The organism is Mesorhizobium sp. P160187 (genome assembly GCF_057766425.1).
Window position 1 is genome coordinate 1,008,893 of the sequence record NZ_JBYMDX010000004.1, and the last position, 25,342, is coordinate 1,034,234.

The following is a 25,342-nucleotide window of genomic DNA, read 5'->3' on the forward strand; positions in this document are numbered from 1 at the left end:
AGTGTGCAGCGGTTTTGGGAAACGACATGCGTCAAGCAAAAAGATAGAAGCGCAGCGCGCTTCAGGTTTGGGAGAAGAATATGGCCGGTTTGCCGACCACGGCGCGCGTGGTAATCATCGGAGGCGGTGTCGTCGGCGCCTCCTCGCTCTACCATCTGTGCAAGGCGGGCTGGACCGACTGCGTGCTGCTTGAAAAGAACGAGCTGACATCGGGCTCGACCTGGCATGCCGCCGGCAATGTGCCGACCTTCTCGTCGTCCTGGTCGCTGATGAACATGCAGCGCTATTCGACCGAGCTTTATCGCGGTCTCGCCGACGCGGTCGACTATCCCATGAACTACCACGTTACCGGCTCGCTCCGCCTCGCCCACACCAAGGAGCGCATGCAGGAGTTCCAGCGCGCCAAGGGCATGGGCCGCTACCAGGGCATGGACATCGCCATTGTCGGCCCTGATGAGGTCAAGCGCCGCTATCCCTTCATCGAGACGCATGACCTCAAAGGTGCGCTCTACGATCCAAACGACGGCGACATCGACCCCGCGCAGCTGACGCAGGCACTGGCCAAGGGTGCGCGCGACATGGGCGCCAGGATCGTCCGCTTCTGTCCGGTGTCAGGTGTGCGCCGCGAGAACGACGAATGGGTTGTCGGGACGCCGCAAGGCGAGATCCGTTGCGAAATCGTCGTCAACGCCGCCGGCTACCGAGCCGCGGAAGTCGGCAAAATGTTCGGCCGCGACGTCCCGATGATGGTGATGAGCCATCAGTACATCTTGTTCGAGGAAATCCCCGAACTGGTGGCGTGGTCGAAGGAGCAGGGCAAGAAGCTGCCGCTGCTGCGCGACGTCGACACCTCCTACTATCTGCGCCAGGAAAAGAACGGCATGAATCTCGGTCCCTATGAGCGCAATTGCCGCGCGCATTGGGCAACCCACAATGACCCGATGCCGGAGGACTTTTCCTTCCAGCTCTTCCCCGACGATCTCGACCGTCTCGAGCACTACCTTGCCGATGCCGTAGCCCGCGTGCCGATCCTGGGCACTGCCGGCCTGTCCAAGGTGATCAACGGGCCGATCCCTTACGCGCCGGACGGCAATCCGCTGATCGGTCCGATGCCCGGCGTTCCCAACGCTTTCGAGGCCTGTGTCTTCACATTCGGCATCGCCCAGGGCGGCGGCGCCGGCAAGGTGCTGGCCGAGTGGATCACCGAGGGCCAGACTGAATGGGACATGTGGTCCTGCGATCCACGCCGCTTCACCAGCTTTGCGGCCGCCCCCGACTATAGCGTCGCCAAGGGCATGGAGATCTACGGCAACGAATACGCCATCCAGTTTCCGCGGCATGCCTGGCCGGCCGGGCGCGACCGTAAGCTGTCGCCGATCCACGATCGCATCAAGGCGCTCGGCGCCCAGTTCGACGCCTATAATGGCTGGGAGCGTGCCACCTGGTATGCGCAACCCGGTGACGACACGTCGGAAGAAGCAACACTCACCTTCCGCCGCGACGGGCCGTGGCAGCACCGCGTGCGCGAAGAATGCCTGGCGGTGCGCGACGCCGCCGGCATTCTGGACCTGCCCGGCTTCTCGCGCTTCAACCTCGAAGGTCCTGGTGCAGCCGCATGGCTGGCGCTGCAGGTCACCGGCCTGGTGCCCAAGCCCGGCCGAATCGGCCTCGCCTATTTCGCCGACGACAAAGGCCGCATCGTCACCGAGATGTCGGTGGTGCGCCATGGCGAAGAGCAGATGACTCTGATCACCGCGGCGGTAGCGCAGTGGCACGATTTCGAATGGCTGAAGTCGCGCCTGCCGAAGGACGCAGCTTTCACCCTCACCGACAGGACCGAAGACTATTCGACGCAAATCCTCGCCGGCCCCAGTTCGCGCAAGATCCTGGCCGAGGTCTGTGGCGCGGATCTCTCGCTGCCCTGGCTGACGCATCAGGAAACCACCATCGCCGGCCGCTGGGCGAAGCTGGTGCGGGTATCCTTCGCCGGCGAACTCGGCTGGGAAATCCACACCAAGGTGGGAGACACCGCCGCCATCTTCGACGCCGTCTGGACGGCGGGACAAAAACACGGTCTGAAACCGTTCGGCATGTACGCGCTGGATTCGCTGCGCCTCGAAAAGGGCTACCGGACCTGGAAGGGCGACCTGTCGACCGACTATACGGTCCTGCAGGGCGGGCTCGAGCGCTTCGTCAAATGGGACAAGCCCGACTTCCGCGGCAAGGCAGCCCTGCAGAACGAAAAGCAGCAAGGCGTGAAGAAGCGCTTCGTCACGCTGGTGGTCGAAAACCCAGGCGATTGCGACGCGCCGTCCGTGTCGACGCTCTGGCATGACGGCAAGATCGTCGGCGAGACGACGTCCGGCGGCTGGGGGCATCGCATCGACAAATCGATCGCGCTCGGCATGCTGCGCGCCGACCTGGCTGAACCCGATACCGCGATCGAGATTGAAATTTTTGGCGATCGTTTCAGGGCGGTCGTGCAGAAAGACGAGCCGCTGTGGGATCCGAAAAACGAAAGACTGAGAGCATGAAGAAAGTCATTCTCACCGATGGCGGCATGGGCCAGGAACTGGTCCGCCGCAGCCGCTCCGAGCCGACGCCGCTCTGGTCGGCCAGGGTGCTGATCGACGAGCCGGATCTGGTGCGTGACCTGCATGCCGAATTCATCCGGGCCGGCGCTCGCGTCATCACCATCAACACCTATTCGGCAACGCCGGAGCGGCTCGCGCGGGAAGGAGCAGAAGACCTCTTCAAGCCTTTGCAGAAGCGCGGCATCGAATTGGCAAGACAGGCACGCGACGAGGCAGGCGATGCAGCGATCGCCGGCTGCCTGTCACCGCTGTTCGGCAGCTATGCGCCGGCGCTGACCATATCGTTCCAGGAGACGCTGGACATCTATCGCCGCATCGTCGCAGAGCAGGCCGATGGCGTCGACCTGTTCCTGTGCGAGACCATGGCCTCAGCCGAGGAAGGCCGTGCGGCCGTTACCGCTGCGTCGGAAAGCGGCAAACCTGTCTGGGTATCTTGGACGCTCGCCGATCACGGCGCGGCGCGGCTGCGCAGCGGCGAAACAATAGCGGCAGCGGCGGACGCCCTCGACGGCCTGACGGTTGCAGCGCGCCTGGTGAATTGCTGCCGGCCAGAAACTATCGCCGCGGCACTGCCCGAATTGATTGCCCTCGGCGGCCCGGTCGGCGCCTATGCCAATGGCTTCACCTCTGTCGAAGCGCTCAAGCATGGCGGAACGGTCGAAGTGCTGCACGCACGCCACGACCTTGATCCGGATGCCTATGCCGACCAGGCGCTCGGCTGGGTCGCCGCTGGCGCCACCATCGTCGGCGGCTGCTGCGAAGTCGGCCCTGCCCACATCGCCGCGTTGCGCGATCAGCTCGAACAGGCCGGCCACGAAATCTCGGGAGTATCCTGATGCCCAGACCCTCATCGCGCATTTCCGGCATCGTGCCTTCGGGCAAAGATGGCTGGGAGGTCCACACCGAGGCATGGGCCCGCAAGGAGGCCGGCCAGGACATCATCATGCTGTCGGTCGGCGACCATGATTTCGATACGCCGAGCCAGACGATCGAAGCCTGCGTGACGGCGGTTCGCGGCAGCAACCACCACTACACCCCGCTTCCCGGCGTTCCGCGCCTGCGCAGGGCGATGGCGGCGGCCTCGACCGCTTGCACCGGGGTCGAGACGGCACCTGACCAAGTCATCGCCACGCCGGGCGGCCAGGCTGCCCTTTACGCGGCCGTGCAGGCCGTTCTCGACCAGGGCGACCACGCTATCGTGGTGGCGCCCTACTACGCGACTTATCCCAACACGTTCAGCGCCGCCGGCGCCAGCTTCACCGTCGTCGAGACACCGGCCGAAGACGGTTTCCAGCCGCACGCCGAGATGATCCGCGCGGCGCTCAAGCCCAACACGCGCGCCATTTTGATCAACACGCCGAACAACCCGACCGGCGCCGTCTATTCGCGTGAGCGTCTGGAAGAGCTGGCCGAGATCTGCCGCGAGCACGATCTCTGGCTGCTGTCGGACGAGGTCTACTGGACGCTCGGCGGCGGCGAGCACATCTCGCCGCGCGGCCTGCCCGGCATGGCCGAGCGCACGCTGGTCATCAATTCGATGTCCAAGAGCCACGGCATGACCGGCTGGCGCATGGGCTGGCTGACCGGCCCGACGCAGATGATCACGCTGTTGACCAATCTCAATCTGGTGACGACCTACGGCCTGCCGGCCTTCATCTCGATCGCCTGCGCCGAGGCGCTGGAGAACCGCTATGGCGTCAAGGAAATCGCCGAGCGCTATGCGGCGCGCCGCACCGTCCTGCTCGACGCCGTGCGCGGCATGAACAATATCAGCGTGCACGGCTCGGAGGGCGGCATGTATGTCATGCTCGACATCTCCGCCGTCGAGCCCGACGACGAGAAATTCGCCTGGGCCTTTCTCGACCAGGAGAGTGTCGGCGTCATGCCGGGTTCCAGCTTCGGCAAGGCCGCTGCCGGCCACATCCGCATCAGCCTCTGCCAACCGGAGCCGGTGCTTCAGGAAGCCGCAAAACGCCTGCGCCGCTTCGCATCCGGCTATCGCCGCGAGGCCGCATGACCAGAAGCATTCCCACCAAGGCCCGCGCGGTTATTATCGGCGGCGGTGTCTCCGGCTGTTCGGTCGCCTACCACCTGGCCAAGCTCGGCTGGACCGACATCGTGCTGCTCGAACGCAAGCAGCTGACCTCGGGTACGACCTGGCACGCCGCCGGCCTGATCGGCCAGCTGCGCGGCTCGCAGAACATGACGCGGCTGGCCAAATATTCGGCCGACCTCTACGTCAAGCTGGAAGCCGAAACGGAAGTCGGCACCGGCATGCGCCAGGTCGGCTCGATCACCGTGGCGCTGACCGAGGAGCGCAAGCACGAGATTTACCGGCAGGCCTCGCTCGCCCGCGCCTTCGATGTCGATGTGCGCGAGATTTCGCCTGGTGAAGTCAAGGAGATGTACCCGCATCTCAACGTGTCCGACGTGGTCGGCGCCGTGCATCTGCCGCTCGACGGCCAGTGCGATCCCGCCAACATCGCCATGGCGCTGGCCAAGGGTGCCCGCCAGCGTGGCGCCGCCATCGTCGAGAATGTGAAGGTCACCAAGGTCCATACCAAGGCCGGTCGCGTCACCGGTGTGTCGTGGGCGCAAGGCGAGGACCAGGGAACGATCGAGGCCGACATCGTCGTCAACTGCGCCGGCATGTGGGCGCGCGAGCTCGGCGCCCAGAACGGCGTCACCATCCCGCTGCATGCCTGCGAACATTTTTATCTCGTCACCGAGCCGATCCCCGGGCTCGGTCGTCTACCGGTGCTGCGCGTTCCCGATGAATGCGCCTACTACAAGGAAGACGCCGGCAAGATGATGCTCGGCGCCTTCGAGCCTGTGGCCAAGCCCTGGGGCATGGACGGCATCCGCGAGGATTTCTGCTTCGACCAGTTGCCGGAGGACATGGAGCATTTCGAGCCGATCCTCGAAATGGGCGTCAACCGCATGCCGATGCTGGCAACCGCCGGCATTCACACCTTCTTCAACGGCCCCGAAAGCTTTACCCCCGACGACCGCTATTATCTCGGCGAAGCGCCGGAGCTGTCGGGCTACTGGATGGCGACCGGCTACAATTCCATCGGCATCGTCTCGTCCGGCGGCGCCGGCATGGCGCTGGCGCAGTGGATCAATGACGGCGAAGCGCCCTTCGACCTCTGGGAAGTCGACATCCGCCGGGCCCAGCCATTCCAGAAGAACCGTAGGTATCTCAAGGAGCGTGTCTCCGAAACACTCGGCCTGCTCTATGCGGATCACTTCCCCTACCGGCAGATGGCAACGTCCAGGAATGTCAGGCGCTCGCCCCTGCACGAACACCTGAGGGCGCGCGGCGCGGTCTTCGGCGAAGTCGCCGGCTGGGAGCGCGCCAACTGGTTCGCCCGCGAAGGGCAAGAGCGCGAATACCGCTATTCCTGGAAGCGGCAGAACTGGTTCGACAACCAGCGCGAGGAACACCTGGCGGTCCGCAACAAGGTCGGCCTGTTCGACATGACCTCGTTCGGCAAGATCCGTGTCGAGGGCCGCGATGCCTGCGCGTTCCTGCAAAGGCTCTGCGCCAACGACATGGACGTGGCGCCGGGCAAGATCGTCTACACTCAGATGCTCAACCAGCGCGGCGGCATCGAGAGCGATCTTACCGTGTCGCGGCTGTCGGACACGGCCTATTTCCTCGTCGTACCGGGCGCGACGTTGCAACGCGATCTCGCCTGGCTGCGGCGGCATGTCGGCGAGGAATTCGTTGTCATCACCGATGTGACGGCGGCAGAAAGCGTGCTCTGCCTGATGGGTCCGGATGCGCGAAAGCTGATCCAGAAAGTCAGCCCTAACGATTTCTCCAACGACAACAATCCGTTCGGCACCTTCCAGGAGATCGAGATCGGCATGGGCCTCGCCCGCGCCCACCGCGTCACCTATGTCGGCGAACTCGGCTGGGAGCTTTATGTCTCTACCGACCAGGCTGCCCATGTTTTCGAGGCGATCGATGAGGCGGGGGCGGATGTCGGCCCGAAACTTTGCGGCCTGCATACGCTCGATTCCTGTCGCATCGAAAAGGCGTTTCGGCATTTCGGCCACGACATCACCGACGAGGACAATGTGCTGGAGGCCGGCCTCGGCTTTGCGGTCAAAACCGCCAAGGGCGAGTTCATCGGCCGCGATGCGGTGCTGAAGAGAAAAGAAGCCGGCCTGTCGCGCCGGCTGGTGCAGTTCCGTTTGAAAGACCCTGAACCCCTGCTCTTCCACAACGAGGCGATCCTGCGCGACGGCAAGATCGTCGGCCCGATCACATCGGGGAATTACGGCCACCATCTCGGCGGCGCGATCGGACTGGGCTATGTGCCCTGCCAGGGCGAGAGCGAGGCGGATGTGCTGGCCTCGTCATACGAGATCGAGATCGCCGGCGAGCGTTTTGCGGCGGAAGCATCGCTGAAGCCGATGTACGATCCCAAGGCGGAACGGACGAGGATGTAGCACCTTTTTACCCTCCCCTTGTGGGGAGGGTCGGCTCGCAGTCGGAGCGAAGCGGCGATTGCGAGACGGGGTGGGGGTGCGCCCTACGAGACCCCCCACCCCGCTTCGCAAAAGCCGCCTTGCGGCACTTGCTGCGCGACCCTCCCCACAAGGGGTAGGGTGAAGAAGCTTAAAACCGCTCCAGCTTCGCCCGCACTTTCACCAGAAACGCCGCCCTCGTCCTTGGCGTCGAGGCGTCCATCAGGTAGTGCGCCAGGAAAAACGTCCGGCAGCGGCGGGCGCACAGCGCGCGCATACCGCGCAGCAAGGTCTTGCGGCCGGGCTGGCCGACGACGACGCTCCACCAGGTCGGCGCGCCGCAGGTGGTAATGACGCCGACCCTGGTGACATGTGTCATCAGCGACGTGATGCGCCCCTTGCCCAGCTTGAAGGCGACATCGGTCGCCCAGACCCGGTCGAGCCAGCCCTTCAGCATGGCCGGCAGCCCGTACCACCAGGTCGGATAGATGAACAGGATCGCCTCAGCCCAGGCGAGATGCTCGAAATGCGGTTTTAGGGCCGGATCCTCCGGCGCCCGCTCATTGTAGGCGCGTCGCTCTTCGCAGCCCATCACCGGATCGAATTTCTCCGCATAGAGGTCGAGCAGCCGCACCTCCCAGCCGCGTGCCTTCAGCACATCGACTGCGGCATCTCTGATGGCGGCGCAAAAGCTTTCGGGCACCGGATGGCAATAGACCACCAGCACGCGCATCAGAATTCATCCATCCCGGCCGCGACCTTGGCCATGAAGGCTGCCCGCGTCTCGTCGGTCGACAGGTTCATCGAATAATGCGCGAGGTAGGACACCGAGGCGCCGGGCCTGATCGTCGCGCGCAGCATCCGCTTGACCAATCTGCGTGGCGGATCGCCCATCAGCATGGCGCGGAAGCGGCTGCCGCCATAGGTGGTGACGGCGGTCAGCTTGCGGATGTTGTGGAGCGAAGGCTGCGCCTTGCCGTCGACCAATTTGAACGACACGCCGGGCAGAAACACGCGGTCGAAAAAGCCTTTCAGGATGGCCGGGAAGCCGTAGTTCCAGACGGGATATGACAGCACCAGCGCCTCGGCCTTGAGCAGCCGCTCGACATAGGGCGCGGCCGGGTCCGCAGGGCTGCGTTGGTTATGATAATCCAGCCTCTCCCCGCGCGTCAGCCTGGGGTCGAAATCCTCTGCATAGAGATCGCAATCGTCGACCTCATGGCCGGCGGCCGTCAGCCGCTCGACGATCGTGCGGTGCAGACCTGCATTGAAGCTGGTCTCCACCGGGTGTGCGTAGAGGACGAGGACTTTCATGGGGAAATACTTGCGAGGTGGGCGCGAGGCACCCTCCTCTGCCCTGCCGGGCCGCGGCGTTCAGGCTGCCAATCTCCCCCCTTGCGGGGGAGATGTCCGGCAGGACAGAGGGGGGTGCTCAAGCTCAAACCTCTGCTCATTCTGCTTTCTGCAAACCCCTGAACAAAAAAGTCCGGCCCGAGCGATAGTCGTAATCCGGATTTTCCCAGGCGATCATCTTGCCGGGATTGAGCAGGCCTTGCGGATCGGTCTCGCGCTTGAAGGCGAGCTGGATTTCATCCGTCTGCTTCATGCCGCCCTCTTCCAGTGTGTAGCGGTGCGGGTTGAAGATCGGGCAGCCGTTCTCCTCATGCAGCCGGATGATTTCGTTGAGCCGCGCCTCGGTGGTGAATTTCACCAGCGGCAGGCCGAAGCAGGTGATGTTGCCGTCGAGGCGCACGAATTCGAGATGCGAAAAGACCTCGTTCGGAAACATCGCGTCCATCTTCTCCACCAGCGCCAGCTGGTTGGGAAACGGATAGAGCGATTGCAGATAGGTGATCGCGGGATCGACCCGCAGTGCCCTGAGCGTGGTGTGGTTCCACGCCAGTTCGAAGCCCGGCGGCAGGCCCTTTTTCTCTTCGTCCGTGGCCGTCGCCGCATTGAAGATGACTTCGCCGCCGGTGCGGCGGGTGAAGGCGAGGAACGCGTCTAGCCCATGCCGGGCAACCATGACGACGCAGATGCTTTGCCCGTCCCGGAAGAACTTCTGGTGGCGCTTGAAATAGAGCTGCGGCACGGGCGCGGCGATCGGCGTGATCAGCTTGGTCAGGATGCCGTCCTGGCGTGCCAGCGCGTTGCCGTAGCGGGCTGCCGGCATGAAAGCGTCGAAGCCGACGATCACGTCGATCCATTCATAGGCTGCAGTCAGCGGCATCTCGAGCTCGGTGATGATGCCGTTCGTGCCATAGGCGTGGGTGACCTTGTGCAGGTCCTCGCCGGTGAGTTCGAGCGCCTTCGGCTCCGCCTCCATAGTGACGACGCGCAGGCGCAGCACATTGCCGAAATCACGCAGACCGCCGAAATTGATCGAACCGACGCCGCCCGAGCCGCCGGCGATGAAGCCGCCGATCGAGGCGGTGTTGTAGGTCGACGGCGACAGCCGCAGTTCCTGCCCGGAATGCGCGCGCGTCGCTCTGTCGATGTCGGCGAGGATCGCGCCCGGCCCGGTGACGACGCGGCCCGGCGCTATGGCCTTGATCTCGTTCATCTCGGCAAGGTTCAAAACCACGCCGCCCGATAGCGGCATCGCCTGACCGTAATTGCCGGTGCCGCTGCCGCGCGGCGTCACCGGAACGCCATGACGGTGGCAAGCGGCAAGCACGCGGATCAGTTCGGCCTCGTTCCTGGGCGTCACGATCAGGTCGCCGGTGACGTGGTCGAGCTGCTGCTTCAGCACCGGGCTGTACCAGTAGAAGTCGCGGCTCTTCTGCTGGACGATGGCCGGATTGTCGTCGAGCTTTATCCCGTCGAGATCGCGTTTGAGCGCCGAAACATCCATCATTCCACCATCAGTTCGTCGAGCTCGGCATAGTCGGGCAATTGCCTGTCGATCGCTCGGCCGTTGCGCACGACGATGCGATCCGATTCGGGCCGCGACAGCAATTCCGTCCAGCTCCGCCCTTTGAAGACGATGAAATCGGCGCTGCCACCGGCTGTCAGTGTCCCGACACCGTCGAGCCGCATCACCTTGGCCGGCGTCGCCGCCACCGTCTGCGGCCAGTCGCCGACCGGATGGTCGAAATGCAGGATGCGCGTCGCCATGCGGTAGACCTCCAGCATGTCGAGATCGCCATAGGCATAGAACGGATCGCGGGTGTTGTCGGAGGCCACCGCGACCGGGATGCCCCTCGCCTTCATCTCATGCAGCAGCGTCACGCCGCGCCAGCGTGGCGTGGTCTGGTCGGCACGCCGGTCCTGCAGATAGAGATTGCACATTGGCAGCGACACCACCGCCAGCCGCGCCTTGGCCACCTTGTCGAGTGTATCGAGCACGTCGAGATCCGGCTGGCGCGCCAGCGAGCAGCAATGTCCCACCAGCATGTTGCCCTCAAAACCGTTCCACAGTGCCGCCTCGGCGATCTTCTTCAGCGATATCGCCGCGATGTCGTCGGTCTCGTCGGCGTGGAAATCGAGATCGAGCCCGTGCTTGTTCGCCTCGGCGAACACCTTGTCGAGAAGCTCTTCGAGATCCGGCACCATATAGGTGACGACGCCGAGCACGCCCTTGGCCGCAGCCACACGCTTGGCCAGCCTCTCGAACCACTTTCTGTCGCGCACGCCTTCGATGCCGAGCAGGCAGGCTGCCTGCAATTCGATGCGGCCGCGCCATTTCTCCCGCATCGCCTCGAACACCGGCCAGGAGATTTCCTCCTGTGGCGGCACGCTGTCGAGATGCGTGCGCAGCGCCTTGGTGCCGTGCGCGTAGGCCGAGCGCAAAGAGAAATCCATGCGCCGCGCCACGTCCTCGGCGCTCCAGCGCGCTGCACGGTCGGCGCTGGTGGCATTGAGCGCGCCCATGAAACTGCCGTCGGGATTGGGTTTGCGCGGCCAGATATGGCCCTTGTCGATGTGGGTGTGGCAATCGACGAAGCACGGCAGGATGATGCGGCCGGCAAGGTCGATGGCGGTGGCTGGCGCTTTTGATTTCTTGTGCGCGGCGATGCTGGAGAGCTTACCGTCGGCGACGGCGATGTCGGCCAGCGCGAAGCCGTCAGTATCGTAAGTGGTGGCAAGACCTGATGTCAGCGACCGGTGAAGGCGGACGTTGGTGAGATGGTACGAGCCAGAGGTCGGTATCAAGGACCGCCCCCCTCTGCCCTGCCGGGCATCTCCCCCTCAAGGGGGGAGATTGGCAGCTTTGCCGACGACGTCCAATCTTTGACCTCAACCTTTGGCGAAAACCGATGTGACATCCAATCTCCCCCCTTGAGGGGGAGATGGCCGGCAGGCCAGAGGGGGGTGTTTCGCGCCAGCATCTCAATCACGTCACCCAACCCCCTACCGCTCATGCTTCAGCGCGCTCTCGTGCCAGCGGCGCAGGATGAGATGCGACACGAGCGACAGCACCAGGAAGATCAATATGCCGGTGAGCGAGATCAGGATCAGCGCCGCGAAAAGCCTTGGCGCGTTGAGGCGGTAGCCGGCCTCGATGATGCGCGACGCCAGCCCCGACGACTGCCCCTGCGCGCCCGCGACGAACTCGGCCACCACGGCGCCGATCAGCGACAGGCCGCCGGCTATCTTCAAGCCTCCTAGAAAATACGGCATGGCCGCCGGCAGTCTGAGATAGCGCAATTGCTGCCAGCGCGTCGCGCCGTTGAGCTTGAACATGTCGCGCAGATTGCGGTCGACCGAATTGAGGCCGAGCGTGGTGTTGGACAGGATCGGGAAGAACGCAACGATCCAGGCGCAAAGCAAAAGCTTCACCGTCTGGTTGTCCACATAGATGTTGATGAGCGGGAAGACCGCCACGATCGGCGTTACCTGCAGCACGATGGCGAAGGGAAAGAACGACATCTCCACCCATTTCGATTGCGCAAACAGCACCGCCAGTCCGACGCCGCCGACGACCGCGAGCAGCAGGCTGAGAAAGGTTATGCGCAACGTGACCAGCAGCGCGGAGAACAGGAGCCCGGCATCGCTATAGAGCGTCCACAGCACCACGCCGGGGCGCGGCAGGATATATTGCGGGATCGCGTTCCACACGCAGATGCGGTCCCACAGCCAGATCGCCAGGATCATGATCGCCAGCGGCAAGACCCACCGGCCGATCCGCTCCAGCCGCTCCTGGCGTACTCGGCCGGCCTCTTCCGCGTCGAGCGTTGCGGCATTCTGGTCAATGGCCGTCATGGTGCGGTCCGGCTGATGTGTTGATGGCGTTGACCAGGATGTCCGAGGCCTGGCGGCAGAGCGCGGCATAGTCGGGCGAAGTGCGGAACACCTCGTCGCGTGGATAGGCGGCATCGATTGCCAACTCGGCATGGACGCGGCCCGGCCGCGCCGCCATGACGACGACGCGGTTGGACAGGAACACGCTTTCGAAGACGCTGTGGGTGACGAAGACGACGGTGAAGCGCTCGTCCTGCCACAGCTCCAGAAGGTCGTTGTTGAGCTTGAAGCGGGTGATCTCGTCGAGTGCCGCGAACGGCTCGTCCATCAACAGAATGCGCGGCTTCGTCACCATGGCGCGTGCGATCGAGACGCGCATCTTCATGCCGCCGGAAAGTTCGCGCGGCACGGCGTTTTCGAAACCGGTCAGGTGCACCCGCTCCAGCATCTCCATCACCACCGGCGCCGCTTTGGCACGCGACACGCCTTTCAGCCTGAGCGGCAGCCAGACATTGTCGAAGACATGGGCCCAGGGCAGCAGCGTCGGTTCCTGGAAGACGAAGCCGATATTGGCGCGGTCGATCGAACCGCCCCAGTCGAGCTGACCGGATGTCGGCGTCGACAGGCCCGCGATCAGCCTCAACGCCGTTGACTTGCCGCAGCCGGACGGCCCGAGAAGGCTGACAAAATCGCCCTCGCGGATGGCGAGATCGACGTCGCTCAATGCAGTCACGCCATTGGAAAACACCTTGCCGACATGGCGCAGCGTCAGCAGCATCGGGCCTTCACCCGATGCCGTCATGGGCGCCTGCGCCATCTTTTCCAGCTTCACGACTACTTCTTCAGCTCGATCCCGACACCTTTGTTGATGAAGGCCAGCGTGTAGGCCTTCTTGATATCGATGCCCTCGGGCGTGACCTTGGCCTTGACCATCTTGTCATAAAAGCTCTTGATCCGGTCTTCGTTCATGGCGCCGATGCCGAGCTTTTCGGTGTCGCCGGAATCGGCCAGGCCGAACTTCTTCATCTGCTCGATCGAGAAGGCAATCTGCTCGTCGCTCATGTCGGGATTGTCTTTCTTGATCATCTCGTTGGCGGCCTTGTTGTCGCCGTAGAGGTAGTTGTACCAGCCCTTGGCCGAGCCATCGACGAAGCACTGGACCACCTCCGGCCGCTTGTCGATCGTGTCCTGCATCACCTCGATCGTCGTCGAATAGGTGTCCCAGCCATAGTCGGCGAGCAGGAACTGGTTGGGCACGAAGCCGCCTTCCTTCTTGACCGCAAAAGGCTCCGAGGTGACGTAACCCTGCTGGATCGACTTCTTGTTGGCCAGGAATGGAGCGGTGTTGTAGGTGTAGGGCACGCGCTTGGCGGCATCGAAACCGAGTTCGATGACCATCCACTGGAAGAAGGTCTGGACGCCCTCGTCGCCGAGAATGTACTGGTCGGCGTTCTTCAAATCCTCCCACTTGTCCAGCCCCTGCCCCGGGTGGGACATGATGACTTGAGGGTCCTTCTGGAAATCGGCGGCGACGACGCGCATCGGGATGCCCTGCTGGACGGCGTCGAAGGCCGACAGCAGATTGCCGCCCATGTAGAAATCGAGCTTGCCGGCCAGCAGCAGCGGCCGCCCGCTGACCTGCGGACCTCCCTGCGAAATCGTCACGTCGAGGCCACATGCAGCGTAGGTGCCGTCGGCGACGGCCTGGTAGTAGCCGCCATGCTCGGGCTCGGCCAGCCAGTTGGTGCCGAAGGTGACCTTCTCGTTTGCTGCCGCGCCGAACGTGCCGGCTCCAAGCAGCGCGACCGCAAGCGCTGAAATCTTCTGTTTTCCGTACATCGACACCACCCTTTGTTGGCTCCGGAGCGTCACGCGCCGGGCTCGACACCATTGATCCAAGAAGCAAGACACATGCCACCGCCCGGGCCGCCTGCTTGCGCGGCAGTCACTGCCAACACCGGACGGGTCATGCTGTGCGGGAGGCATCGTGCCTATTTTTTGGACGCCTGTCCACAATCGCCCTTGTGCCATGCACCACATCTTGAACGTACTATCGGTCACGTCTTAGGCTGGTCTCGCAGACAGGAGATTGCCATGTTCAGATACCTCGCGCCGAAGTCGATCAAGCCGCCTTTCGCCCGCTACAGCCACGGCGTCGAGGTGCCGCCAGGCAAGCGGCTGGTTCTGTGCTCCGGCCAGGTCGCCATCACGGCGGACGACGAGATCCCCGAGGATGCCGGCGCGCAGGCCGAGCTCTGCTTTCAAAACATAGCGGCGATTCTGGCTGAAGCCGGGCTGGGGCTAGGCGACATCGCGCGCATAAACGCCTACGTCACCGACCGCGCCTTTCTGCGGCCCTATATGGACGTCCGCGACCGCTTGTTTGCCAGCCCCGCGCCCGCCTCGACGCTGATGATCGTGTCAGGCTTTGCGCGGCCGGAATTCAAGGTCGAGGTCGAGGCGATTGCTGCCGGGTGATCGACAGGCGACGTTTGGCGCGCTAGGTCTCCCTCACAGTCAAGAGGCATGACATGACCGTTGCAAACAGACGCGTGTGGTGGGGCGACTACCGGACCACCGAATACGCCGCGATCGATCCGGAGGCGACGATTGCCGTGCTGCCGGTGGCGGCGATCGAGCAGCACGGCCCGCATCTGCCTGTATCAACCGACACCTCGATCATGAACGGCATGCTGGAGACGGTCATCGCCCGCCTGCCCGGCGATCTCGACATCCGCATCCTGCCGGTCCAAACGGTCGGCAAGTCGAACGAGCATCTGCAGGCGCCGGGCACGCTCACCCTGCCGGCGGCCACCCTGGTCGATGCCTGGACCGAGCTTGGCCTGTCCGTTGCCCGCGCAGGCGTAAGGAAACTGATCGTCGTCAACTCGCATGGCGGCAATGAAGAGATCATGGGCATCGTCACGCGCGAGCTGCGCGTGCGTGAGAGGATGCTGGCGGTGAAGACCAGCTGGCAGCGCTTCGGCCGCCCCGCCGGCATGTACACCGAGCTGGAAGACCGCCATGGCATCCATGGCGGCGACGTCGAGACCTCGTTGATGCTGCATTTTCGCCCGGAGTTAGTCGACATGGCCAAGGCCGACAATTTCGCCTCCAAGGTCGCCCGCGCCGAAACCGAATTTGCGCTGCTGCGCCACACCGGAACGCACGCTTTCGCCTGGATCGCTGGGGATCTCAACCCCAACGGCGTGGTCGGCGATGCCAGCATTGCCACGGCCGAGAAAGGCCGACTGACGGCGGAGCATCAGGCCGACGGCTTCATCACCCTGTTGAAGGATGTGCGCAAGGCGAAGCTTGCCGACTGGCTGGCATAGCGGGCCGCCTTAGCCGTCGATCTTCAACACGAAAGGCGTACCCTCAAAAGCATCGGCGCCGCGTCCGATCGCCTCGATCGCTTCGATCATGCGGCCTTGTCGTGAGAGCAGAGCATCCGCGACGGCGATCAACCGTGGATTGGGTGTCGCCGAGGGCGAAAGCTTCCGCAATGTCTGCGCAAGTTCGACTTCGTCGCGCTTCGGGGCGAGCGCCGCCGCAATGATATAGGCCGAGGCGGTCGAGCGGCTGATGCCGGCATAGCAATGGACGACCATGGGTTTGGCGCGGTCCCATTTCCGGGCGAAATCGAGCAGATTGCGCACATGGCCTTCGCCGGGCATGGTCATGCCGTCCTGCGCCACCGCGATGTCGTGCATGACCAGATGCAGGTGGTTTTCCCTCGCGATTGAGGCCGGCCGCGTCACCTCGGTGCCGGCAGCGAGCAGCGACAGCACGCGCTCGGCGCCGCTTTTGGCCACCGTCTCCTCAAGCTTTGCCAGCGAACAGATATGGATCATGGCGCGATCTCCTTCGACCCATCGTCGCGCCGTGCGTGCCAGTCGGCAAGCGCCGATTCGAGCCGCTGCCATTCCTCCTGACTTCCAGGCAGCCCCGCGCGGAGCACCTGGGGACGCTCGGAAAAATGCCTGAGCAATATGCCGCGCTCACCGAGCGTCGAAAACAGCCCCGGTGCATCGGCAAGCCGGAGATAGCGAAACAGCGTCGTGCCGCCGGCGACAGCAACGCCAAAGCGCGAAAGCAGCGCATCGAGCCGCGCCGCATCCTGCGCCAGCCGCCGCCGCATGTCGGCCTGCCAGCCGCTGTCGGCAAGCGCGCGGATGCCGTATTCGAGCGCTGGGCCGGCGACCGCCCAAGGGCCGAATTGCGTTTCAAGCCTTTCGACCGTCACCGCATCGGAAAGTGCGAAGCCGAGCCGCAGGCCGGCGAGACCGAAGAACTTGCCAAACGAGCGCAGCACGACGATGCCGCCCCGCCCGACATCGCCGGCCAGGCTTTCCGCGTGCGGGCCGACATCCATGAAGGCTTCGTCGACGACCAGCAGACCGCCTATGGCGCGCAATGTCTCGGCAAGCCGAAGCAGCCTTTCCCGCGACACGACTCGCCCGTCGGGATTGTTGGGATTGACGACGATGGCAATTTCGCCTCCGGCAAGCGCCTCGAAATCGTCGACCTCCGCCACCGCATGGCCGGCAATCGCGGCGGCCCTGGCATGCTCGGCATAGGTCGGCCCGAGCACCAGCGCCTTGCCGGGGCTGACCAGCGAGGCGACGCGCGGCAGCAGGATCTGCGTGCCCGGGGCGACCGCCACATTCTCGGCCGAAGGCGCGCCATAGGCGCCGGCCGCGACCCTGGCCAGCTCACGCAGGCGCGCGGCCTCCGGCAATCGTGACAGGGCGGTGGCGGGCAGCTCGAAAAGCGGGTAGGAGTGCGGATTGATACCTGTCGAGAGATCGACGAAAGGTTGTGGCGCGTGAGGGAAGAGCGCCCTCGCCCGGCCAAGGGATCCACCGTGATCCACCACAGTAATCGCTCCATCAGAAAGCTTCATGTCGATCCTGATCGCTTTCCTGTCGCTCGCCATCGAACGCATCCTGGGTTACCCGGACTGGCTGTTCCGTGCCGTCGGGCATCCCGTCACCTGGTTCGGCAGGCTGATAGCCTTTCTCGACCTCAGGCTCAACCGCGACACTGATTCCGACGCGCTGCGTCGCCGCCGCGGCGTGCAGGCGCTGCTGGTGATCGTGCTGGTGCCGGCGGCAATCGCCTTCATCGTGCAAATCCTGCTCTGGCAGCTCTTTCCTGCCGGCATGATCATCACGGCAATCCTGGCCTCGTCGCTGCTGTCGCAAAAGAGCCTTACCGAACATGTCGAGGCGGTGGCCGATTCGCTGGATACCGGCGGGCTGGCGCTCGGCCGCATTGCGGTTGCGCGCATCGTCGGCCGCGATCCCGAGAAGCTCGACCATGCCGGCGTCAGCCGCGCCGCCATCGAAAGCCTGGCCGAGAATTTCTCCGACGGCATCGTTGCGCCCGCCTTCTGGACAGGTGTCTGCGGTCTGGCCGGCGGCGTCGCCTACAAGGCCGCCAACACCGCCGATTCGATGATCGGCCACCGCACCCCGCACCACGAGGCCTTCGGCCGCGCGGCGGCACTCTTCGACGACTGGATCAACCTGCCGGCGTCCCGGCTGACCGCGTTGCTGATCGTTGCCGCCGCCTTTCTCGTTGACGGCGCCGATCCCCGCAACGCCTGGCAAGCAGTGCGGCGCGACGCCAAAAAGCACCGCTCGCCCAATGCCGGCTGGCCGGAAGCGGCAATGGCCGGCGCACTCGGCCTGGCGCTCGCCGGCCCGCGCAGCTATCGCGGCGTTGTCGTCGAGGACGCCTATATGGGCGAAGGCGGTAGGCGCGCGGCGGAAAGCCAGGACATCAGGCAGGCGCTGAAATTGTACCAGGTCGCCGACTATCTGCTGATTGGGCTGTTCGGGTTGCTGTCGGCGGTGCTTATCGCGGTGACGTTCTGAGAGCTTACCGTCGCCCTTCCTCAACCCCGGCGGCTGGGCATAGGCGCTAAGATAGGTATTGCCCTGCGGAATCGGGTGTGATTCTACACTGCGATGACACACGAATCGCTTGTTGATGACGGCTGGGCCGAGACTATTGAGCTTCTGGGCGGCGAAGAGTTGATCGCAGCAAGCGCCCGCGAGACGAAGGCGTTCCTGCGCCCGCGCGGCGTCAGGTCGGCGAGCGACCTGTTGCGCCTGACACTGGCTTACTGCCTTGGCAAGGTTGGCATGCGGGGCGTCGTGGCCTGGGCGGCGGCGAGCGGGATTGCCGACATTTCGGACGTGGCGTTGCTCGGCCGGCTGCGCAATGCAGGACCATGGCTGCAGCAGTTGATTGGGCACCTTTTGAAGCGCGAGGATGCAGGTTTGGCCAAAGGCCGACTGGTTCGCATCCTCGATGCGACAGCGGTTGCCAAGGCCGGTGCGTATGAGAAGAAGAACAATGGTCTTTGGCGCATGCACTGCGCCTTTGAGCTTGAGCGCGAGCAGTTCGACTTCCTCGAGATCACCGACCAGAGCGAAGCCGAGTTGATCGACCGCGTGCCGGTGGTGCCGGGCGAGATCCGCATCGGTGACCGCGCCTATCTGCAGGCCGAGCGGATCGCCAAGGTGATGGCGCAAGGCGGCGATGTTGTTGTGCGCGCGTCGTGGAAAAACGCGCGATGGCTCGACGCCAACGGCAGGGCGTTCGATCTCATCGGCTACCTGGAGAACTGCCGGGAGGAAGTCTGCGAAACGCCTGCCCGGCTGGCACTCAAGAAGGGCGAGCCTGTGAAGATGCGCCTGATCGCCTTGCGCAAATCCGAGGCCGCGGCACAAGAAGCGCGGCGCAAAATCAACAAGGAAGCCAGGGCCAAGGGCAACAAGGTTCAACCGCAGACGCTGATTGCGGCCGGCTTAGTCCTGCTTGTGACCTCGCTTGACCGGGAGGAGTTTCCCGCCGATACGGTCTTCAAGCTCTACCGCATGCGCTGGCGCATCGAGCTCGCCTTCAAGCGCCTGAAGAGCCTGATCGGGCTGCGCTCTCCTCCCGCCAAGGACCCAAGGATCGCAAAGCCTTGGATCTTTGCACACTTCCTCATCGCGCTTGTGACCGAACCCCTCTCGCAGGAGTTGGGTGTCTCTCCCCCTTGAGCGACGGGCGCCCGCTACTGTGGCGCGCAACCCGCCAGATCGTCGCCTCTCTGATCGCGACCATCTTTACTCAACCTTCCTTGGCGGCCCTGCGCCAAAATCTCCATGCCTTGCGATATCGCTGGCGCGAACCACCACGAAAGCGCAAGTTTCAGTCCATGCCAAAGCTATCTTAGCGCCTATGCCTTTGAGGGGGAGATGGCCGGCAGGCCAGAGGGGGGCGCGAAGCGCCGGGGTGGGGGACTGCGCCCTACGAGAACCCCCACCCCAATCCGCTTTGCGGATCGACCCTCCCCACAAGAGGGAGGCTAAGAAATCGCACAAGGGGGAGGTAAGCGCCCTAAAACTCAATCCCCTGCTGTGCCTTCACGCCGGCCGAAAAATGATGCTTCGTCACGCCCATCTCCGTCACCAGATCCGCCGCCTCGACCAGCGCCGGCTTGGCGTTGCGGCCGGTGACGACGACATGCAGACCTTCGCGCCGCGCTTTCAGCGCCGCCACCACTCTGTCGAGATCAAGATAGTCGTAACGCAGCGCGATGTTCAGTTCGTCCAGCACGACGAGGCTGATCGAGGGATCGGCGATCAGCTCCAGCGCCTTGGCCCAGGCGGCTTCGGCCGCCGCAATGTCGCGCTTCAGATCCTGCGTCTCCCAAGTGAAACCCTCGCCCATCGTGTGCCAGACGACGCGGCCGCCAAACGCCGCGAAGGCATCCTTCTCGCCGGTGTGCCATTTGCCCTTGATGAACTGGACGATGCCGACGCGCTTGCCATAGCCGAGCATGCGCAGCGCCAGCCCGAAGGCAGCCGTGGTCTTGCCCTTGCCGGGTCCGGTGTTGACGATCAGCAGCCCCTTCTCGACCGTCTTTTCCGCGACCTCGGCGTCCTGCACCGCCTTGCGCTTGGCCATCTTGGCGCGATGGCGCTCTTCGTCTTTTGCGTCGATGTCAGTCATTATTTCACCTTGAGCGGCAGCCCCGCCACTATCAGAAGCACCATATCAGCTACCACCGCGATCTGCTGGTTGAGCCGGCCGGCGGCATCGCGGAACCGGCGTGCCAGCGCATTTTCGGGCACGATGCCTTGTCCGACTTCGTTGGAGACCACGAACCACGGTCCGCGCGGCCGCGAAAGCACATCGGCCAGCCGCCGGCACTCCCCCTCCAGATCATGATCGGCCAGCATATGATTGGTTAGCCAAAGCGTCAGGCAGTCGACAAGCACCGGCTGGCTGTCCGGCAATGCCTCGAGCGCACCGGCAAGATCAAGCGGGGCGTCGATGGTCGCCCATCCCTCGCCGCGGCGCGAGCGGTGCTGCGCGATGCGCTCGCGCATTTCGCCGTCATAGGCTTGCGCGGTGGCGATATAGGCCCATGGCGGCGGCAACGCCGTTGCCAAAGTTTCGGCATGCGCGCTCTTGCCAGAGCGCGCACCGCCGATGATGAAGGTCAAACTGCGATCAGGCAAAGCTGTCGCGCAGGCTGGTCGCGGTGCCGGTGAAGCGCGCGCGCACTATGCCGACAACTGCGCCGAGCACCAGCCAGAACACCAGATTGGTCAGCGTCACCGCCACCACGAACTGATGATGCAGGCCCTCCGGGATCGGCGTTACGAAACTGTCAGGCTGCGGCGCGCCGACAATATGCGGGGCGACGATCAGGACGACGGCGAGCACGGTCAGGGGCGCCGACGTGCGGAAGGTGATAAGGGCAAGACCGATCGCGGTTGCCATCACCGTTGCCCACCACCAGATCTGGCGCTGTATGAGATCGGCCGCCGGCATTGCCGGCAGTTCCGGCGGCAGGCCGAGCCCCGGCGCCAGCGTGAACACGGCAAAGCCCGCCAGACCCCAGAACACGCCCTGGCGCCAGCTGCCGATGCCGCCGGCGAATTCGGAAACCGCCACCAGGACCAGCGCGAAGCCGATGCCGGTGACGATATTGGCGACGACACTGAAGGCGAAACGCTCGAAGCCGTCGGCCGGTGCCCAGCCTTCGTCCTCCGCCGGCGCGGCTGCTTCAGCCGGTGCTGCGCTGCTCACCGCATTTTCCGCCGGCGCGGCGGTGCTCATGGCATTGGTGTCCGCAGCGTTGGCGGCGGGCACCGCGGCATGCTGATGCTCGTGGCCGCCACCAGCCTTTTCGTAGACCTCCGCCTTGAGGATCAGCGGCACGGTGGCGTAGGCCTGCATGCAGGCGAGAGCGACACCGGCCACGAGCCCTGCGATCGCCGCGATGAACACGACGTTGCGAAACAGGTTCATGATGTCAGATCCTCGTCAGTGGCAGGGAAACGCCATCGAATGGCGATAGTCGTGCGCCGCATTGTGGACCGCATCGATGTGGGAGAAACCGACAACGCCGACGACGAAAATGCCCAGAAACGCGCTAAGCACGAGCTGCATGAAGCGCGACTGCGAGGAGACGGAAGCGCCGAGGGAGACGGAAGCGGTATTCATATCTTGTCCTTTCGCCCTCCACCCGAGGGCATCGAAGTCAGTTCCCTGTCGCCGGCAGGTCTCCTGGCTCGCGGATCAGCGCCCTTCCCCACCTTCCCGAAGAAAAAATCCCCAGTGGCTTGGAGAGGACTACCGCACACAGTTGCGGGGGCAGCCACGGCATTGGGCAACAAGTCAGCCCTCACCGCATTCCCTCTTGGTCCCTAACGGAACCGACGACATGCATGACTATAGGCTGAAACGGCCGCATCCGGCAAACCAAATTCCGCCGGCCAACAGCGCGAATGCGCCATGCGGCGTTACGGGTTCAACGCGGTGATCCGCTCGGCAACCAGCCGCTGCAGCCGCCACAGATGGCGATCGTGAATGCCGCGCTCTTCAAGGTTTTTCACCGTGTTGTAGAGATAGTCGGCGCCCGACCCCCAGTGCCCGCAGGACGTGGCCAGCCTTTACCTTGCCCTCGTCGAGCGGGCCGGAATAGGTCAGGCCGTTGCGGTTGATGACGAAGGCCAATGCCCTGAGCGGTCCGGCCTCGCTTTCAAGCTTCAGCATGCGCGGCCGGTAGCTTGTCGGCTTCAGCGTGACTTCGCGCCGGAAAAGCCGGCCCAACTGCTCGCGCCGGTTATTGTCGGTCAGCCGAAAGGCGACGCCCTTGCATTGTCCGCCACGGTCCAGCGCCATCATCAGGCCGGGGCTGTCCTTGGTGCCGCGCCAGCGCGTCATGTTCATGCAAAAGGACCGATGCCAGCCGCGCGCCAGCGCAACGCGGTCCTCGACATAATCTATTTCCGGTTTCCAGATCAGCGAATCCATAGCCGAACAGCCATAGCGGTTCGCTGTCCGGGAGTTCGACCTGCAATTCATCCAGCAGCGCGTCATAGTCGGCTTCATCGAGATGCATCGCGTCCGGATCCGGCCCGGGGTCCCTGATCTCGCGCCAGCAGCGCGCGACCAGCTCCGGCGTAAGCGACATCTGTCGTGCGGCCACTTCCGAATCCCCCCAATTTCCGAATGTCCCGTGTCCACGACATGATTATGCGCCGCGCCTGCAACCGGCAATGCGGCACTCTGATTGACAAACGATTTGCCGGGGTGTCGGCTGACGCTTCATAGGAAGCCAGCCATGCATCCCAGCCCGAGCGAGCGCGACCCCATAACGGCCTGAGCCGGGCCGAACCGACGCTACCGTCGTCGGCCTATTGGGATAGCGAGGCTTACCAGCGCGATCTCGACGCCATCTGGCACAAAAGCTGGCTGCTCGTCTGCCGCGAGGCCGACCTCGCCCAGCCGCTGGCGTTCAGGACATTCCGCGTCGGCACGCAGGAAATCGTCATTCTGCGGGACGAGACCGGCGAACTGCGCGCCTTCCACAACACTTGCCGGCATCGCGGCTCGCAGCTTTGCCAGAAAAGCGAGGGCCGGCTGAAAGCGCGGCTCATCACGTGCCCCTACCACGCCTGGTCCTACTCGCTGCGCGGCGATCTCGTGCGCGTTCCCTCGAAATCGCTGCCAGATGGTTTCGACAAGGCAGATCATCCGCTCTACCGGGTGGCGCTGTCGGTGTGGCGCGGCTTTGTCTTTGTGAACCTTCAGCAGGCTGCGGCCGGCTCCGCCGGGACCTCCTTCGATCCCGCATCCGGCGACCTCGCCAACTGGCCGCTGGAAACGCTGGTATCAGGCAATGTCCTGCGCAAGGTGATGAACTGCAACTGGAAGATCTTCTGGGAAAACTTCAACGAGTGCCTGCATTGCCCGGGCGTCCACAAGGACCTGTCTCGGCTGGTGCCGATATACGGCCGCGGCCTGATGAGCCGGCACGACGACCCCGACTGGGTCCGCCATGCCGACAATGACGCGCCGGAGTTTTCGGGTGGCCTGCGCGCCGGCGCCGAGACCTGGTCGCGCGACGGACATGCCCATGGCCCGGTCTTACCGGGCCTGACGCCAGCCGAGCGTGCGGCCGGACAGACCTATGCCACCAGCCTGCCCTCGATGTTCATCGTCGGCCATGTCGATTATGTCAGGACGGTGCGACTGATGCCGCTCGGTCCCGAACAGACCGAACTCACCGCCGAATGGCTGTTCGCGCCCGAGGCGCTGGCTGAGACGGACATCGACAATGTCGTCGCCTTCGGCACCCAGGTGCTGGAGGAGGATGCCGCGATCTGCGAGATCAATCAGAAAGGCCTGCGCTCGATGCGCCACCAGGCCGGCGTGCTAATGCCGGAGGAGTACGATCTGCATCGCTTCCACAACTGGGTGCGCGAGCGGCATGCGGCCTCCTGATCAAAGCGACTTCGGCAGATAGCGCCAGGTGATAAAGCCGCAAACCGCGGCCAGAATGCCCAGCGTCACGAACACCGAGCCGAGGCCGAAAAACGCCAGCACCACCGAATAAACCAGCGGCGGCGTCAGCTCGGAAAAGTCGAGATAGGTGCGGTAGACCGCGGCCATCTGCGCCCGCTCATAGGACCGCACCGAGCGCATGAAGGCGGTCGAGCCCAGTGCATCGAGCGCGATGGTGAAGAAGGCGCCGCAGAGCAGGAAAAAGCCCGTAAGCAGCGGCGCGGTAGTGCCGACCGCGCCCGCCGCAAGCAGCGTCGCCGACATCGCGAAATAGGCGAAGGTCATGGTGCGCCGGCCGCCGAAGCGTTTTCCCGCTTTGCCCCAGAAGATCGCCATGAACAACAGCGCATTGCCGGCCGAAACCAGCAGGCCGCCGGCAAGCTTGCCCTCGCCGGTAATCACCATGAACAGCGGCCCGTAGACGAAGAACGTCGTCCAGAAGCAGGAGCGGCCGAAGGCGATCAGCCAGGCCAGCCTAAGCCTGGGTTGTGCTACGAAGCGGCCGATATTGGCCAGCGGATTGGCCGGCCGTGTCTTGCCCGGCCGGATCGACCGGTTGTCGCCCAGCCTGTAGGTCCAGAACAGCGCCAGCAAGGCCAACGCAAACACCGCGACCGCGCCATGCGCGGCATAGATGCCGTAGCGTGTGTAGAGGAAGATGCCGAGTGTCGGCCCGCCGGTCCAAGCCAGCATCGACCACGCCATGCGCAGCGATTCGGCCTGCATGAAATCGGTCTTGCGGATGTGATCCATGATGTAGAGGTTGAGCGTGATCGACAGCGCGCTCGCCCCCATGACGCGGCACAGCATGCCTGCCAGTTGCCCGGCAAGCGTGTGGGTGACGAAGAACAGCGAGCCCATCGCCAGCAGGCAGGCGCCGGCGGTATAGACCCAGCGCCGGGCAAACCTGCGGATCAAGATCGGCATGAACAAGGTCACCGACAGGCCGAGCAGCGCCACGATGGTGTATAGGATCGAGACGATCTGCTCGTTGTGCAGAATCTCATAGGCCTGGATCGGGATGACGCTCGATACCGTGGCGCGGGCGAAGGATTCGACCGCATAGAGCGAGGCAAAGGTGCGGGCATCCGCCGGACGCAGGGCCGGAAGCCAGATCGGATGGCGCACATGGGTGGACATTTGATCCCCAAATCAGACTCGCAGCCCAAATCTGCGCTGGCGCTTCCTCCGCCGGTAATAGGAAACCGACCCCTTCCCGGCAA

23 protein-coding genes, 2 pseudogenes and 1 riboswitch are annotated in these 25,342 nt (G+C 64.2%); of the genes and pseudogenes, 10 read left to right on the top strand and 15 right to left on the bottom strand.

The window, feature by feature from the left end; translation table 11 throughout:
• The first annotated feature begins 80 nt into the window (after positions 1 to 80).
• Genes AC3CCE_RS21925 through AC3CCE_RS21940 form a run of 4 tightly spaced genes read left to right on the top strand, consistent with a single transcriptional unit; the run spans position 81 to position 7,055 of the window.
• On the top strand, positions 81 to 2,534 hold the full coding sequence (locus AC3CCE_RS21925; protein ID WP_352625887.1) for a GcvT family protein: 2,454 nt from the start codon (positions 81 to 83) through the stop codon (positions 2,532 to 2,534).
• Positions 2,531 to 3,430: a homocysteine S-methyltransferase family protein gene (locus AC3CCE_RS21930; protein WP_352520548.1), complete on the top strand. Its 900-nt coding sequence runs from the start codon at positions 2,531 to 2,533 to the stop codon at positions 3,428 to 3,430. The genes AC3CCE_RS21925 and AC3CCE_RS21930 overlap by 4 nt, the downstream gene beginning before the upstream one ends.
• The gene (locus AC3CCE_RS21935) at positions 3,430 to 4,611 is read left to right on the top strand and encodes a pyridoxal phosphate-dependent aminotransferase (RefSeq protein ID WP_023706109.1); all 1,182 of its coding nucleotides are present in this window, start codon (positions 3,430 to 3,432) and stop codon (positions 4,609 to 4,611) included. Before AC3CCE_RS21930 ends, AC3CCE_RS21935 begins: the two co-directional genes overlap by 1 nt.
• Positions 4,608 to 7,055, top strand: a complete 2,448-nt coding sequence (locus tag AC3CCE_RS21940; protein ID WP_352625886.1) for a GcvT family protein — start codon at positions 4,608 to 4,610, stop codon at positions 7,053 to 7,055. Before AC3CCE_RS21935 ends, AC3CCE_RS21940 begins: the two co-directional genes overlap by 4 nt.
• Before the next feature lie 169 nt (positions 7,056 to 7,224).
• Here AC3CCE_RS21940 and AC3CCE_RS21945 read toward each other — a convergent pair whose 3' ends face one another.
• The 7 genes from AC3CCE_RS21945 to AC3CCE_RS21975 all read right to left on the bottom strand — a co-directional run bounded on the left by AC3CCE_RS21945 (position 7,225) and on the right by AC3CCE_RS21975 (position 14,096).
• On the bottom strand, positions 7,225 to 7,806 hold the full coding sequence (locus tag AC3CCE_RS21945; protein ID WP_023690990.1) for an NAD(P)H-dependent oxidoreductase: 582 nt from the start codon (positions 7,804 to 7,806) through the stop codon (positions 7,225 to 7,227).
• The gene (locus AC3CCE_RS21950; RefSeq protein ID WP_023700354.1) at positions 7,806 to 8,387 is read right to left on the bottom strand and encodes an NAD(P)H-dependent oxidoreductase; all 582 of its coding nucleotides are present in this window, start codon (positions 8,385 to 8,387) and stop codon (positions 7,806 to 7,808) included. Before AC3CCE_RS21950 ends, AC3CCE_RS21945 begins: the two co-directional genes overlap by 1 nt.
• A 136-nt stretch (positions 8,388 to 8,523) precedes the next feature.
• On the bottom strand, positions 8,524 to 9,927 hold the full coding sequence (locus AC3CCE_RS21955; RefSeq protein WP_352625950.1) for an FAD-binding oxidoreductase: 1,404 nt from the start codon (positions 9,925 to 9,927) through the stop codon (positions 8,524 to 8,526).
• Positions 9,927 to 11,228, bottom strand: a complete 1,302-nt coding sequence (locus AC3CCE_RS21960; protein ID WP_352625885.1) for a cytosine deaminase — start codon at positions 11,226 to 11,228, stop codon at positions 9,927 to 9,929. Before AC3CCE_RS21960 ends, AC3CCE_RS21955 begins: the two co-directional genes overlap by 1 nt.
• 198 nt (positions 11,229 to 11,426) lie before the next feature.
• Positions 11,427 to 12,278: an ABC transporter permease gene (locus AC3CCE_RS21965; protein ID WP_023690276.1), complete on the bottom strand. Its 852-nt coding sequence runs from the start codon at positions 12,276 to 12,278 to the stop codon at positions 11,427 to 11,429.
• Complete coding sequence (locus tag AC3CCE_RS21970; protein ID WP_352625884.1) at positions 12,265 to 13,089, bottom strand: ABC transporter ATP-binding protein; 825 nt, start codon at positions 13,087 to 13,089, stop codon at positions 12,265 to 12,267. Before AC3CCE_RS21970 ends, AC3CCE_RS21965 begins: the two co-directional genes overlap by 14 nt.
• Positions 13,090 to 13,091: 2 nt before the next feature.
• Positions 13,092 to 14,096, bottom strand: a complete 1,005-nt coding sequence (locus AC3CCE_RS21975) for an ABC transporter substrate-binding protein (RefSeq protein ID WP_023670774.1) — start codon at positions 14,094 to 14,096, stop codon at positions 13,092 to 13,094.
• A gap of 255 nt (positions 14,097 to 14,351) precedes the next feature.
• Between AC3CCE_RS21975 and AC3CCE_RS21980 the strand changes: the two genes are divergently transcribed.
• Both AC3CCE_RS21980 and AC3CCE_RS21985 read left to right on the top strand, forming a co-directional pair.
• Positions 14,352 to 14,735 (top strand): RidA family protein, encoded by a 384-nt coding sequence (locus AC3CCE_RS21980; RefSeq protein ID WP_023690279.1) that lies wholly within the window; start codon positions 14,352 to 14,354, stop codon positions 14,733 to 14,735.
• A gap of 53 nt (positions 14,736 to 14,788) precedes the next feature.
• Positions 14,789 to 15,592, top strand: coding sequence for a creatininase family protein (locus AC3CCE_RS21985; protein WP_023670776.1), 804 nt, complete (start codon positions 14,789 to 14,791; stop codon positions 15,590 to 15,592).
• 9 nt (positions 15,593 to 15,601) lie between these two features.
• Here AC3CCE_RS21985 and AC3CCE_RS21990 read toward each other — a convergent pair whose 3' ends face one another.
• Both AC3CCE_RS21990 and cobD read right to left on the bottom strand, forming a co-directional pair.
• The gene (locus tag AC3CCE_RS21990; protein WP_023690280.1) at positions 15,602 to 16,111 is read right to left on the bottom strand and encodes a tyrosine phosphatase family protein; all 510 of its coding nucleotides are present in this window, start codon (positions 16,109 to 16,111) and stop codon (positions 15,602 to 15,604) included.
• Positions 16,108 to 17,163, bottom strand: coding sequence for a threonine-phosphate decarboxylase CobD (gene cobD, locus AC3CCE_RS21995; protein ID WP_352504525.1), 1,056 nt, complete (start codon positions 17,161 to 17,163; stop codon positions 16,108 to 16,110). Before cobD ends, AC3CCE_RS21990 begins: the two co-directional genes overlap by 4 nt.
• On the opposite strand from cobD, the gene cbiB reads away from it, so the two are divergent.
• Positions 17,162 to 18,139, top strand: coding sequence for an adenosylcobinamide-phosphate synthase CbiB (gene cbiB, locus AC3CCE_RS22000; RefSeq protein ID WP_352513552.1), 978 nt, complete (start codon positions 17,162 to 17,164; stop codon positions 18,137 to 18,139). The genes cobD and cbiB overlap by 2 nt on opposite strands.
• Positions 18,140 to 18,232: 93 nt before the next feature.
• A complete protein-coding gene (locus AC3CCE_RS22005) occupies positions 18,233 to 19,315 on the top strand; it encodes a transposase (protein ID WP_488377195.1) in 1,083 nt (360 codons plus the stop codon).
• Positions 19,316 to 19,655: 340 nt separating this feature from the next.
• Here AC3CCE_RS22005 and cobO read toward each other — a convergent pair whose 3' ends face one another.
• The 5 genes and pseudogenes from cobO to AC3CCE_RS22030 form a co-directional block, all read right to left on the bottom strand.
• The gene (gene cobO / locus AC3CCE_RS22010) at positions 19,656 to 20,270 is read right to left on the bottom strand and encodes a cob(I)yrinic acid a,c-diamide adenosyltransferase (RefSeq protein WP_023731212.1); all 615 of its coding nucleotides are present in this window, start codon (positions 20,268 to 20,270) and stop codon (positions 19,656 to 19,658) included.
• Positions 20,270 to 20,782, bottom strand: a complete 513-nt coding sequence (gene cobU, locus AC3CCE_RS22015) for a bifunctional adenosylcobinamide kinase/adenosylcobinamide-phosphate guanylyltransferase (RefSeq protein ID WP_488377196.1) — start codon at positions 20,780 to 20,782, stop codon at positions 20,270 to 20,272. The genes cobO and cobU overlap by 1 nt, the downstream gene beginning before the upstream one ends.
• Positions 20,775 to 21,578 carry a CbtA family protein gene (locus tag AC3CCE_RS22020; RefSeq protein WP_352513086.1) on the bottom strand — a complete coding sequence of 268 codons (804 nt, stop codon included), beginning with the start codon at positions 21,576 to 21,578 and terminating at the stop codon, positions 20,775 to 20,777. The genes cobU and AC3CCE_RS22020 overlap by 8 nt, the downstream gene beginning before the upstream one ends.
• Positions 21,579 to 21,593: 15 nt before the next feature.
• Positions 21,594 to 21,773: a CbtB domain-containing protein gene (locus tag AC3CCE_RS22025; protein WP_023670784.1), complete on the bottom strand. Its 180-nt coding sequence runs from the start codon at positions 21,771 to 21,773 to the stop codon at positions 21,594 to 21,596.
• 36 nt (positions 21,774 to 21,809) lie between these two features.
• Positions 21,810 to 22,005: riboswitch (cobalamin riboswitch) on the bottom strand.
• Between the two features lie 67 nt (positions 22,006 to 22,072).
• Positions 22,073 to 22,761 (bottom strand): annotated as a pseudogene (locus AC3CCE_RS22030) (gamma-glutamylcyclotransferase).
• 302 nt (positions 22,762 to 23,063) lie between these two features.
• Here AC3CCE_RS22030 and AC3CCE_RS22035 point away from each other — a divergent pair.
• A pseudogene (locus tag AC3CCE_RS22035) lies at positions 23,064 to 23,216 on the top strand (Rieske 2Fe-2S domain-containing protein); the annotation flags it as partial.
• 42 nt (positions 23,217 to 23,258) lie between these two features.
• A complete protein-coding gene (locus AC3CCE_RS22040) occupies positions 23,259 to 24,059 on the top strand; it encodes an SRPBCC family protein (RefSeq protein ID WP_352626247.1) in 801 nt (266 codons plus the stop codon).
• Here the strand turns inward: AC3CCE_RS22040 and AC3CCE_RS22045 are convergent, their stop codons facing one another.
• Complete coding sequence (locus AC3CCE_RS22045) at positions 24,060 to 25,259, bottom strand: MFS transporter (protein WP_352546106.1); 1,200 nt, start codon at positions 25,257 to 25,259, stop codon at positions 24,060 to 24,062.
• Between the last annotated feature and the right edge of the window lie 83 nt (positions 25,260 to 25,342).

Bases quoted from the DNA above. Each gene is read 5' to 3' on its own strand.
- AC3CCE_RS21925 (WP_352625887.1), top strand. From the start codon at position 81: ATGGCCGGTTTGCCGACCACGGCGCGCGTGGTAATCATCGGAGGCGGT.
- AC3CCE_RS21930 (WP_352520548.1), top strand. From the start codon at position 2,531: ATGAAGAAAGTCATTCTCACCGATGGCGGCATGGGCCAGGAACTGGTC.
- AC3CCE_RS21935 (WP_023706109.1), top strand. From the start codon at position 3,430: ATGCCCAGACCCTCATCGCGCATTTCCGGCATCGTGCCTTCGGGCAAA.
- AC3CCE_RS21940 (WP_352625886.1), top strand. From the start codon at position 4,608: ATGACCAGAAGCATTCCCACCAAGGCCCGCGCGGTTATTATCGGCGGC.
- AC3CCE_RS21945 (WP_023690990.1), bottom strand. From the start codon at position 7,806: ATGCGCGTGCTGGTGGTCTATTGCCATCCGGTGCCCGAAAGCTTTTGC.
- AC3CCE_RS21950 (WP_023700354.1), bottom strand. From the start codon at position 8,387: ATGAAAGTCCTCGTCCTCTACGCACACCCGGTGGAGACCAGCTTCAAT.
- AC3CCE_RS21955 (WP_352625950.1), bottom strand. From the start codon at position 9,927: ATGGATGTTTCGGCGCTCAAACGCGATCTCGACGGGATAAAGCTCGAC.
- AC3CCE_RS21965 (WP_023690276.1), bottom strand. From the start codon at position 12,278: ATGACGGCCATTGACCAGAATGCCGCAACGCTCGACGCGGAAGAGGCC.
- AC3CCE_RS21975 (WP_023670774.1), bottom strand. From the start codon at position 14,096: ATGTACGGAAAACAGAAGATTTCAGCGCTTGCGGTCGCGCTGCTTGGA.
- AC3CCE_RS21980 (WP_023690279.1), top strand. From the start codon at position 14,352: ATGTTCAGATACCTCGCGCCGAAGTCGATCAAGCCGCCTTTCGCCCGC.
- AC3CCE_RS21985 (WP_023670776.1), top strand. From the start codon at position 14,789: ATGACCGTTGCAAACAGACGCGTGTGGTGGGGCGACTACCGGACCACC.
- AC3CCE_RS21990 (WP_023690280.1), bottom strand. From the start codon at position 16,111: ATGATCCATATCTGTTCGCTGGCAAAGCTTGAGGAGACGGTGGCCAAA.
- cbiB (WP_352513552.1), top strand. From the start codon at position 17,162: ATGTCGATCCTGATCGCTTTCCTGTCGCTCGCCATCGAACGCATCCTG.
- cobD (WP_352504525.1), bottom strand. From the start codon at position 17,163: ATGAAGCTTTCTGATGGAGCGATTACTGTGGTGGATCACGGTGGATCC.
- AC3CCE_RS22005 (WP_488377195.1), top strand. From the start codon at position 18,233: ATGACACACGAATCGCTTGTTGATGACGGCTGGGCCGAGACTATTGAG.
- cobO (WP_023731212.1), bottom strand. From the start codon at position 20,270: ATGACTGACATCGACGCAAAAGACGAAGAGCGCCATCGCGCCAAGATG.
- AC3CCE_RS22020 (WP_352513086.1), bottom strand. From the start codon at position 21,578: ATGAACCTGTTTCGCAACGTCGTGTTCATCGCGGCGATCGCAGGGCTC.
- AC3CCE_RS22025 (WP_023670784.1), bottom strand. From the start codon at position 21,773: ATGAATACCGCTTCCGTCTCCCTCGGCGCTTCCGTCTCCTCGCAGTCG.
- AC3CCE_RS22045 (WP_352546106.1), bottom strand. From the start codon at position 25,259: ATGTCCACCCATGTGCGCCATCCGATCTGGCTTCCGGCCCTGCGTCCG.